The organism is Pseudomonas sp. EGD-AK9 (genome assembly GCF_000465935.2).
GTDB lineage: Bacteria > Pseudomonadota > Gammaproteobacteria > Pseudomonadales > Pseudomonadaceae > Aquipseudomonas.
Genome location: NZ_AVOF01000087.1, coordinates 1 through 9,469, shown reverse-complemented (window position 1 = coordinate 9,469; position 9,469 = coordinate 1). Strand labels below are relative to the sequence as shown.

Here is a 9,469-nt window from a genome sequence, read left to right as displayed (position 1 = left end):
AGCGCGCGCCAGGCGGCCAGACGCCCGGCCAGCAGCAGGCCGAGCAGCATCAGCACGGCGTAGAGGATGCTGCCCAGCAGCAGCCAGGTCTGTCCCAGCGGCCAGCCGACGTTGTCCACCAGCCACCAGCCGGTCAGCGGCAGGCTCAGCGCCAGCACGGCGAAGGCCGGCAGGCTGTACAGCAGGGTCACGCGCAGCTTGCGCGCCAGCACCGCGGCATCGCCTGCGCGCTGCGCCTTGAACAGCATGACGCCGTGGGCGATCAGGCCGAGCAGCAGCAGGATGCCCGGGGCGCCGTGGAGAATGCGGACCAGCAGGTAGTGTTCCATCAGACTTTCCTTATCAACCCAGAAACAGGGAATAGGCGGGGTTGTCGCTCTCGTCCCAATAGGGGTAGCCGATGGCGTCCAGCGCCTCGGCCACCAGGTGGCGCTCGCTGTCCGGCACCTGCAGGCCGGCCACCACGCGGCCGTCGGCGGCGCCGTGGTTGCGGTAGTGGAACATCGAGATGTTCCAGCGCCCGCCGAGTTTCTGCAGGAAGTTGAACAGCGCGCCCGGCCGCTCGGGGAACTCGAAGCGGAACACCATCTCGTCGCTGACCCGCGCCGCGTGGCCGCCGACCATATGGCGGATATGCAGCTTGGCCAGCTCGTTGTCGGTCAGGTCCAGCACCGGGAAGCCCTGGGCGCGCAAGCCTTCGACCAGCGCCGCGCGCGGGTCGCTGTCGGGGTGGGTCTGCACGCCGACGAAGATGTGCGCCTCGCGGTCGGTGTGGTAGCGGTAGTTGAACTCGGTGATCTGGCGCTTGCCGATGGCCTCGCAGAAGGCCTTGAAGCTGCCCGGCTGCTCGGGGATGGTCACGGCGATGATCGCCTCGCGCTTCTCGCCCAGCTCGGCGCGCTCGGCGACGTGGCGCAGGCGGTCGAAGTTGACGTTGGCGCCCGAATCGATGCCCACCAGCACCTTGCCCTGGGCGCGCTCGCGCTCGACGTACTTCTTGATCCCGGCCACGGCCAGGGCGCCGGCCGGCTCGGTGATCGAACGGGTGTCGTCGTAGATGTCCTTGATCGCCGCGCAGATCTCGTCGCTGCTGACGGTGATCACCTCGTCGACGTATTGCTTGCAGATATCGAAGGTGTGCGCGCCGATCTGCGCCACCGCCACGCCGTCGGCGAACAGCCCGACGCTCGGCAGCACCACCCGTTCGCCGGCGGCCATGGCGGCCTGCAGGCAGTTGGAGTCGTCCGGCTCGACGCCGATCACCTTGATCTCCGGGCGCAGGTACTTGACGTAGGCGGCGATGCCGGCGATCAGGCCGCCGCCGCCCACCGGCACGAAGATGGCGTCCAGCTGACCCGGGTGCTGGCGCAGCACCTCCATGGCCACGGTGCCCTGGCCGGCGATCACCAGCGGGTCGTCGTAGGGGTGGATATAGGTGTAGCCCTTCTCCTCCACCAGCTTCAGCGAATGCGCCAGCGCCTCGGGGAAGGCGTCGCCGTGCAGCACCACCTTGCCGCCGCGCGAGCGCACGCCCTGCACCTTCAATTCCGGCGTGGTGCGCGGCATGACGATGGTCGCCTTCACCCCCAGGTGCTTGGCCGCCAGAGCCAGGCCCTGGGCGTGGTTGCCGGCCGAGGCGGTGACCACGCCGCGCTCGAGCTCTTCGGCCGACAGCTGGGCCAGCTTGTTGTAGGCGCCGCGAATCTTGAACGAGTACACCGGCTGCAGATCCTCGCGCTTGAGCAGAATCTGGTTACCGAGCCGCTCGGACAGCTGGCGGGCCGGTTGCAGCGGGGTTTCCACCGCGACGTCGTAGACGCGCGAGGTGAGGATCTTCTTCACGTACTGTTCGAGCATGGCGAGTTCGCAGGCGGTCGGGCTTGGAGGGGACTGCCGAGTCTACCCCAGCGCTTCGCCGTGCGACCACAGAGAGTGCGGGGTTTTTGCCCGCCATGCGGCTATAATTCGCGCCTCTTTTCCCTCCCTTGCCAGGCGCACCCCCGCGATGAACCAGGATCAGCTGAAACAGGCCGTGGCCCAGGCCGCCGTCGACCACATTCTTCCCCGCCTCGACAGCAAGAGCGTCATCGGCGTGGGCACCGGCTCCACCGCCAACTTCTTCATCGACGCCCTGGCCAAGCACCGGATGGAATTCGACGGCGCGGTGGCCAGCTCCGAAGCCACCGCCGCGCGGCTCAAGGGCCACGGCATCCCGGTGTACGACCTGAACACGGTGAGCGAACTGGAGTTCTACGTCGACGGCGCCGACGAGAGCGACGAGCACCTCCACCTGATCAAGGGCGGCGGCGCCGCGCTGACCCGCGAGAAGATAGTCGCCGCAGTGGCGCGCACCTTCATCTGCATCGCCGACGCCAGCAAGCTGGTGCCGGTGCTCGGCGCCTTCCCGCTGCCGGTCGAGGTGATCCCCATGGCGCGCAGCCACGTGGCGCGCGAGCTGGTCAAGCTGGGCGGCGACCCGGTGTACCGCGAGGGCGTGCTGACCGACAACGGCAACATCATCCTCGACGTGCACAACATGAGCATCGTCGACCCGGTGAAGCTGGAAGCGGACATCAACGCCATAGTCGGGGTGGTCACCAACGGCCTGTTCGCCGCCCGCCCGGCCGACCTGCTGTTGCTGGGGACTGCCGAGGGCGTCAAGCGCATCAGCCGCTGAAACTGGCCGGATAGGCAGGAGGGGCTAGGCTAAAGCCGAATCCCCCACACCAGGAGTGCCTCATGTCCGGCAAGTTCGAGCTGAAGAAGGCCAAAGACGGCCAGTTCCATTTCAACCTGCTGGCCGGCAACGGCCAGGTCATCCTCACCAGCGAGCTGTACAAGGCCAGGGATTCGGCGCTGAACGGCATCGACTCGGTACGCAAGAACGCGCAGCGCGCCGGCGCCTTCGAGACCAAGGCCGCGAGCAACGACAAGCACTACTTCGTGCTCAAGGCCACCAACGGCCAGGTGGTCGGTCAGAGCCAGATGTACGCCAGTGCCGCCAGCTGCCAGAACGGCATCGAATCGGTGCAGAAGAATGCGCCGGACGCCACCCTAGACGATCAGACGGCCTAATCAGCCGCCTTCCTGAACAGATAGAACAGGTTCGGCTCGCTGATCAGGTAGAGGTTGCCGGCGTCGTCGGTGGCCACCCCCTCGGCCTGCGGCACACCGCGCCGCAGACCGTGTTGGCCGGCCAGCAGCGACAGGGTGCTGACCGGCTTGCCCGCCGCGTTCAGTTCGATCACCAGGCGCGACTCGTCCGACAGCGCCAGCAGGTGGCCGGTGGCGCTGTCGAAATCCAGGCTCGACAGGTCGCGCACGAACAGCCGCGCATCGCGCTTGGGGTCGGTGTTGACCTGCAGCGCCAGCGGCTTGCCCGCATCGACATGGGGGAAGCCGAGCACCTCGAAGATGCGCACCGGGTCGCGCTCCTTGGCCACCAGCAGGCGCTGATTCTTGGCGTCGTAGGCCAGCCCCTCGAAGCCCTTGTTGCCACCCGCGCCAATGCCCAGCGACAGCTGCTGAAAATTGGCGGCGTCGAGCACCCGGGTGGCGTCGTCGATGCGTACCTTGACCAGACGCTGCTCGCGCTCGTCGGCGATCACGTAGGTGCCCGGCGCCACGTATTCGATGGCCTCGGGGTCGCCGAAGCCTTGCAGGTCGATGCTGCGCTTGAGCTGCCCGTCCAGGCTCAGCTCGATCACCCGCGCCGGTTTGTTGGTGACGCTGAACAGGCTGGCGCGATCCGGGTCGTAGGTCAGCGCCGAGACGTCGCTGATGTCGCCGATCGGCTTGGCGTCGATCACCACCCGGTAGTCGCCCAGCCACAGCGAGCGCTCGCGCCACTCTCCGCCGTGCTGCCACTCCTGCACCACGAACCAGGCGCGCTCGAACAGACGGTATTGCTGGCCCAGCACGGCGCCGACCAGCAGCAGGAACAACAGGATGTAGAGCCAGGGGTTGAAACTCAGCAGACGGCGCATGACGACTCTCTCTGACGACAACGAAAAAGCCCGCCACGGAACGGGCCGTGGCGGGTTAGCAGAAAACCTTCGATCAGTTGATCAGCTCGACGCGGTCGACATCGATCTCGCGGCTGTTGAAATCCTTGTCCACTTCGCCGGTCAGGCGCACCTTGGCGGTTTCCGAGACGGTCTGGTTCGGCCAGTCTTCGTCGTCGATCTCCACCTGGATGGTGCCGCTGGCATCCTTGAATTCGTAGAGTTCGTCCTGCAGACGCTTGACGATCTGACCTTCGAGCACCACCTGGGTGTCATCGGCCGCCTGCAGCGCGGCGGAAACGCTGGTGACCTGCGGCGTGGCGCCCGGGCCGGTGTAGCCGGTGGCGAAGGCGGCGGAGCTGAGCAGCGGCAGAACCAGCAGAGCGAGAGCGGTACGTTTCATGGTGTTGACCTCGTTGTTCGTAAGTGACGGGGTCAGATTAGGACGACAAGCTGAAGCCAGACTGAATCGGCGCTTAAGCCAAGCTGAACGGCTCAGCCGGCGTCCGGCGCCGACTTGCTGAACACGTAGAACAGATTGGGCTCGGCGACGATATAGATGTTGCCCTGCTCGTCCATGGTCACCCCTTCGGCCTGCTCGATGGCCCGCTCCAGGCCGTTGCGGCCGCCGCTGAGGCTGAGGAAGCTGACCGGCTGGCCGGCGCGGTCGAGCTCCAGCAGCATGCGCGATTCGTCGGACAGCACCAGGGTATGGCCGGTGCGCGCATCGATGCTCAGCGAGGAGATATCGCGCATGCCCAGGTGCTTGTAGCTCAGCGGCTGCAGCACACCGGCGGCGCCGTCCTCGCCGGGGAACGGCAGGCTGAACAGACCCAGCGGGCTGCGCTCCTTGCCCAGCAGCAGGCTGCGGCTGCGCGCATCCCAGGCAATGCCCTCGAAGCCCTTGTTGCCGGCATCGACGAAGCCCAGGTCAAAACCGGGGAAGTCGGCGGCGTCCAGACTCAGTTCGTCCTCGCCGAGGGTGAAGGCGGTGAGCTGGCGGCGGCGCTCGTCGATGATCGCCATGCGCCCGCCGTCGAGCATCTCCACCCCTTCCGGGTCGGCGAAGCCGGTCAGCTCGATGCGCCGCAGCACCTCGCCCTCGCGCGACAGTTCGACCAGCAGCGGATGCTTGCCGGTGACGGTGAACAGGGTGCCAGTGGCGGGGTTGTAGGTCAGCCCGGAGGTTTCGTCCTCCTCCAGGCCGGCCAGCGTCTTGGCCTGGATGACCGCGCGGTAGCCGGGCAGCCAGACGCTGGCCAGGCGATCCACCAGGGGCGTGCGACCCTCCTGCCACCAGAGCAGCGCGCGGTCGTCCCAGTGCAGGGCATGCACCGCCAGCGCCAGCGTTGCCGCGGCAGCGCCGGCGAGCCAGTAGCGAGGACGGAACACGGGGGAACGGCGAGAGGACATGGGCGACGGCTCGGCTGCTTGATGGCAATCCGACATCCGCTGTCGAATGGAGTTCCGCCGCCCGTCGGGCGGCGGAGCGCGTCTTATAGCACGCGACTGGTGAAACTACTGTGACCGACCAACTCCAGCACCAGCTCGTCGCCCTTGTGCAGCGCGCCGACGCCCACCGGGGTGCCGGTAAGGATGACGTCGCCCGGCTGCAGGGCGAAGTGGCCGGCCATGTGCTGGATCATCGCGACTATGGGGTTGAGCATGTCGCGGCTGTTGCCGTCCTGGCGGGTTTCGCCGTTGATCGACAGGCGGATGCCGATATCGGCCAGGTCCTCGATGGCATCGCCGGGCACGAAGGGCGCCAGCACGCAGGCGCCGTCGAAACTCTTGGCGATTTCCCAGGGGTAGCCCTTCTCCTTGAGCTTGCTCTGCAGGTCGCGCAGGGTCAGGTCGAGCGCCGGGGCGAAACCGCTGATGGCGTCGCGCACTTCCTCGGCGTCCGGCTTCTTCGACAGCGGCTTGCCGATCAGCACGGCGATTTCCGCCTCGTAGTGCACCGCGCCGCGGTCGTCGGGAATGGCGAAGCCTTCGTCCAGCGGCACCACGCAGGAGCCCGGCTTGATAAACAGCAGCGGCTCGCTGGGCACCGGGTTGTTCAGCTCCTTGGCGTGTTCGGCGTAGTTGCGCCCGATGCACACGACCTTGCCGAGGGGAAAGTGGACGGTGGTTCCGTCGACATACTGGTGCTGATAGCTCATCACCGACTCCTGTGTTGTTCGTATTGTGGACATCCCGGCTTGTGGCCGGTCAGGTACCTTAACCGACGCGAGGGCGGATACGAAAACGCCCGCTGTAAAGCGGGCGTCTGCGTCGATCAGGCGAAGATCTTGCCGGGGTTCATGATGCCGTTGGGGTCGAACACCGCCTTGACCGCCTTCATGCAGGCGATTTCCGCCGGCGAACGGCTGTAGTGCAGGTAATCGCGCTTGGTCATGCCAACGCCGTGTTCGGCGCTGATCGAGCCGTTGTACTTCTGCACGGTCTCGAACACCCACTGGTTGACCACCGCGCACTTGGCGAAGAACTCGTCCTTGGACAGGTTCTCGGGCTTCAAAATATTCAGGTGCAGGTTGCCGTCGCCGATATGGCCGAACCACACCACCTCGAAGTCCGGGTAGTTGGCTTCGACTATGGCGTCGATGTCCTTGAGGAAGGCCGGCACCTGACTGACGGTGACCGAGATGTCGTTCTTGTACGGCGTCCAGTGGCTGATGGTCTCGGAGATGTACTCGCGCAGCTTCCACAGGTTGTGCAGCTGCTGCTCGCTCTGGCTCATCACGCCGTCGACCACCCAGCCCTGCTCGACGCAGTGCTCGAAGGTTTCCAGGGCCTGGTTGGCCACCTCCTCGGTGGTCGCCTCGAACTCCAGCAGGGCGTAGAAGGGGCACTCGCTGTCGAAGGGCGCCGGCACGTCGCCGCGGGCGAGGATCTTGGCCAGGGCCTTGTCGGAGAAGAACTCGAAGGCGGTCAGGTCCAGCTTGCCCTGGAAGGCGTGCAGCACCGGCATGATCGAGTCGAAATCCGGGGTGCCGAGCACCATCGCGGTGAGGTTCTTCGGCGCCCGGTCCAGACGCATGGTGGCCTCGACCACGAAGCCCAAAGTCCCTTCGGCGCCGATAAACAGCTGGCGCAGGTCGTAGCCGGTGGCGTTCTTGATCAGGTCGCGGTTCAGTTCCAGCAGCTCGCCGGTGCCGGTGACCACCTTCAGGCCGGCCACCCAGTTGCGGGTCATGCCGTAGCGAATCACCTTGATCCCGCCGGCATTGGTGCCGATATTGCCGCCAATCTGGCTGGAGCCCGAGGAGGCGAAGTCCACCGGGTAGTACAGGCCCTTGTCCTCGGCGAACAGCTGCAGCTGCTTGGTCACCACGCCCGGCTGGCACACCGCGGTGCGGTCGTACTCGTTGAAGGCGAGAATCTGGTTCATGTAGTCGAACGCCACCACCACCTCGCCGTTGGCCGCCACCGCCGCCGCCGACAGCCCGGTGCGACCACCCGAGGGCACCAGGGCGATCTTGTGCGCATTGGCCCAACGCACGATGGCCTGCACCTGCTCGATGCTCTTGGGAAAGACGATGGCCGAAGGCGCCGGGGCGAAATGCTTGGTCCAGTCCTTGCCGTAGGCCTCGAGGGAATCGGCGTCGGTCAGCACCTTGCCGGGTTCAACCAGGGTCTTCAGCTCTTCGATCTGGGCAGAGGTGGTCATCTACAGAACTCTCAAAGGATTCATGGTCGCCCTGAGAACCATTCAGGTCGCGACCGAGCATTGAAAAAGGCGAACATGCTAGCATACGCACCCCGTGAATCGAGCCATGCAGCGATCTACGGGCGCTGGCTGAGTTTCTCGGCCCTTCCCTGAAAACATCCCTGGGACAACAGGTACTCCGATGAGCAAGACCTCTCTCGACAAGAGCAAGATCAAGTTCCTTCTTCTCGAAGGCGTCCACCAGAATGCCGTGGACACCCTGAAGGCCGCCGGCTACAGCAACATCGAGTACCTCAAGGGCGCGCTGTCGGGCGAAGAGCTCAAGGAAAAGATCGCCGAAGCCCATTTCATCGGTATCCGCTCGCGCACCCAGCTGACCGCCGAGGTCTTCGACTGCGCGAAGAAGCTGGTCGCTGTCGGCTGCTTCTGCATCGGCACCAACCAGGTCGACCTGGACGCTGCCCGCGAGCGCGGCATCGCCGTGTTCAACGCGCCCTACTCCAACACCCGTTCGGTGGCCGAGCTGGTGCTGGCCGAGGCCATCCTGCTGCTGCGCGGTATCCCCGAGAAGAACGCCTCCTGCCATCGCGGCGGCTGGATCAAGTCGGCGGCCAACTCCTTCGAGATCCGCGGCAAGAAGCTGGGCATTATCGGCTACGGCTCCATTGGCACCCAGCTCTCGGTACTGGCCGAGGCCCTGGGCATGCAGGTGTACTTCTACGACACCGTGACCAAGCTGCCGCTGGGCAACGCCACGCAGATCGGTGACCTCTACGAGCTGCTGGGCCTGTGCGACATCGTGTCCCTGCACGTGCCGGAGCTGCCGTCCACCCAGTGGATGATCGGCGAGAAGGAAATCCGCGCCATGAAGAAGGGCGGCATCCTGATCAACGCCGCGCGCGGCACCGTGGTCGAGCTGGATCACCTGGCCCAGGCGATCAAGGACGAGCACCTGATCGGCGCGGCCATCGACGTGTTCCCGGTCGAGCCCAAGTCCAACGACGAGGAGTTCGAGAGCCCGCTGCGCGGCCTGGATCGGGTGATCCTCACCCCGCACATCGGCGGTTCCACCGCCGAGGCGCAGGCCAACATCGGCCTGGAAGTGGCCGAGAAGCTGGTCAAGTACAGCGACAACGGTACCTCGGTGTCCTCGGTCAACTTCCCCGAAGTGGCCCTGCCGGCGCACCCGGGCAAGCACCGCCTGCTGCACATCCACGCCAACGTGCCGGGCGTGATGAGCGAGATCAACAAGGTGTTCGCCGACAACGGCATCAACATCTCCGGCCAGTTCCTGCAGACCAACGACAAGGTCGGCTACGTGGTGATCGACGTCGACGCCGAGTACTCCGACCTGGCCCTGGAAAAACTCCAGCACGTCAACGGCACCATCCGCAGCCGCGTCCTGTTCTAAGCCGGCGGCAGCAAGCGAAAAGGGGAGGCTTCGGCCTCCCCTTTTTCGTTCGTCGCCCGGATGCCATCCGAGCTACTGGCCGGCCTCCAGCCGTGCCAGCTCGGCGGCGGCCTCATCCAGTTGCGCCTCGTTGAACACCTTGACCCCGGCGCGGCGCAACAAGGCGGCGGTCACGCCTTCGCCCGGCACGCGCACGCCGCTGAAGCTGCCGTCGTAGTTCTCAAGATTGCCGCACGATGGGCTGCGCGCCTTGAGCAGGGCCAGGCGGATGCCGTGCTCGTGCACCAGCGCCAGCGCCTGCTCGGCACCACTGACGAAAGCGGCGGTGACGTCCGCGCCCGCCACCGTCAACACCGGCAGTTGTCCGTCCAGCACCAGGGCGCC

General features: G+C 66.0%; 11 protein-coding genes. 3 read left to right on the top strand and 8 right to left on the bottom strand.

Annotated elements, in window-relative coordinates; translation table 11 throughout:
- Positions 1–329: DUF2269 family protein (locus N878_RS04985; protein ID WP_021442586.1), on the bottom strand; the 329-nt coding region annotated here is incomplete at its 3' end.
- A gap of 13 nt (positions 330–342) precedes the next feature.
- The gene (gene ilvA / locus N878_RS04980; RefSeq protein WP_021442585.1) at positions 343–1,857 is read right to left on the bottom strand and encodes a threonine ammonia-lyase, biosynthetic; all 1,515 of its coding nucleotides are present in this window, start codon (positions 1,855–1,857) and stop codon (positions 343–345) included.
- Positions 1,858–2,005: 148 nt separating this feature from the next.
- Between ilvA and rpiA the strand changes: the two genes are divergently transcribed.
- Both rpiA and N878_RS04970 read left to right on the top strand, forming a co-directional pair.
- Positions 2,006–2,677 carry a ribose-5-phosphate isomerase RpiA gene (rpiA, locus tag N878_RS04975; protein WP_021442584.1) on the top strand — a complete coding sequence of 224 codons (672 nt, stop codon included), beginning with the start codon at positions 2,006–2,008 and terminating at the stop codon, positions 2,675–2,677.
- Positions 2,678–2,739: 62 nt separating this feature from the next.
- Entirely contained in the window at positions 2,740–3,075 is a 336-nt protein-coding gene (locus N878_RS04970) for a YegP family protein (protein WP_021442583.1), read from the top strand.
- Here the strand turns inward: N878_RS04970 and N878_RS04965 are convergent.
- From N878_RS04965 to N878_RS04945, 5 genes are all read right to left on the bottom strand, one after another.
- Positions 3,072–3,986 (bottom strand): SdiA-regulated domain-containing protein, encoded by a 915-nt coding sequence (locus N878_RS04965; RefSeq protein ID WP_021442582.1) that lies wholly within the window; start codon positions 3,984–3,986, stop codon positions 3,072–3,074. The genes N878_RS04970 and N878_RS04965 overlap by 4 nt on opposite strands.
- Positions 3,987–4,059: 73 nt before the next feature.
- Complete coding sequence (locus N878_RS04960; protein WP_021442581.1) at positions 4,060–4,407, bottom strand: NirD/YgiW/YdeI family stress tolerance protein; 348 nt, start codon at positions 4,405–4,407, stop codon at positions 4,060–4,062.
- A 92-nt stretch (positions 4,408–4,499) separates the two neighbouring features.
- On the bottom strand, positions 4,500–5,417 hold the full coding sequence (locus N878_RS04955; RefSeq protein ID WP_021442580.1) for an SdiA-regulated domain-containing protein: 918 nt from the start codon (positions 5,415–5,417) through the stop codon (positions 4,500–4,502).
- Between the two features lie 83 nt (positions 5,418–5,500).
- Entirely contained in the window at positions 5,501–6,166 is a 666-nt protein-coding gene (locus tag N878_RS04950) for a fumarylacetoacetate hydrolase family protein (protein ID WP_021442579.1), read from the bottom strand.
- A gap of 116 nt (positions 6,167–6,282) precedes the next feature.
- Complete coding sequence (locus N878_RS04945; protein ID WP_021442578.1) at positions 6,283–7,674, bottom strand: FAD-binding oxidoreductase; 1,392 nt, start codon at positions 7,672–7,674, stop codon at positions 6,283–6,285.
- A gap of 181 nt (positions 7,675–7,855) precedes the next feature.
- Between N878_RS04945 and serA the strand changes: the two genes are divergently transcribed.
- Positions 7,856–9,085: a phosphoglycerate dehydrogenase gene (gene serA, locus N878_RS04940; RefSeq protein WP_021442577.1), complete on the top strand. Its 1,230-nt coding sequence runs from the start codon at positions 7,856–7,858 to the stop codon at positions 9,083–9,085.
- 72 nt (positions 9,086–9,157) lie between these two features.
- Here serA and N878_RS04935 read toward each other — a convergent pair.
- On the bottom strand, positions 9,158–9,469 hold a 312-nt coding region (locus tag N878_RS04935; protein ID WP_021442576.1), incomplete at its 5' end, for a DUF523 domain-containing protein.

What these genes read in the sequence shown, in the direction of transcription:
- ilvA (WP_021442585.1), bottom strand. Translation starts at nt 1,857, where the DNA reads ATGCTCGAACAGTACGTGAAGAAGATCCTCACCTCGCGCGTCTACGAC.
- rpiA (WP_021442584.1), top strand. Translation starts at nt 2,006, where the DNA reads ATGAACCAGGATCAGCTGAAACAGGCCGTGGCCCAGGCCGCCGTCGAC.
- N878_RS04970 (WP_021442583.1), top strand. Translation starts at nt 2,740, where the DNA reads ATGTCCGGCAAGTTCGAGCTGAAGAAGGCCAAAGACGGCCAGTTCCAT.
- N878_RS04965 (WP_021442582.1), bottom strand. Translation starts at nt 3,986, where the DNA reads ATGCGCCGTCTGCTGAGTTTCAACCCCTGGCTCTACATCCTGTTGTTC.
- N878_RS04960 (WP_021442581.1), bottom strand. Translation starts at nt 4,407, where the DNA reads ATGAAACGTACCGCTCTCGCTCTGCTGGTTCTGCCGCTGCTCAGCTCC.
- N878_RS04955 (WP_021442580.1), bottom strand. Translation starts at nt 5,417, where the DNA reads ATGTCCTCTCGCCGTTCCCCCGTGTTCCGTCCTCGCTACTGGCTCGCC.
- N878_RS04950 (WP_021442579.1), bottom strand. Translation starts at nt 6,166, where the DNA reads ATGAGCTATCAGCACCAGTATGTCGACGGAACCACCGTCCACTTTCCC.
- N878_RS04945 (WP_021442578.1), bottom strand. Translation starts at nt 7,674, where the DNA reads ATGACCACCTCTGCCCAGATCGAAGAGCTGAAGACCCTGGTTGAACCC.
- serA (WP_021442577.1), top strand. Translation starts at nt 7,856, where the DNA reads ATGAGCAAGACCTCTCTCGACAAGAGCAAGATCAAGTTCCTTCTTCTC.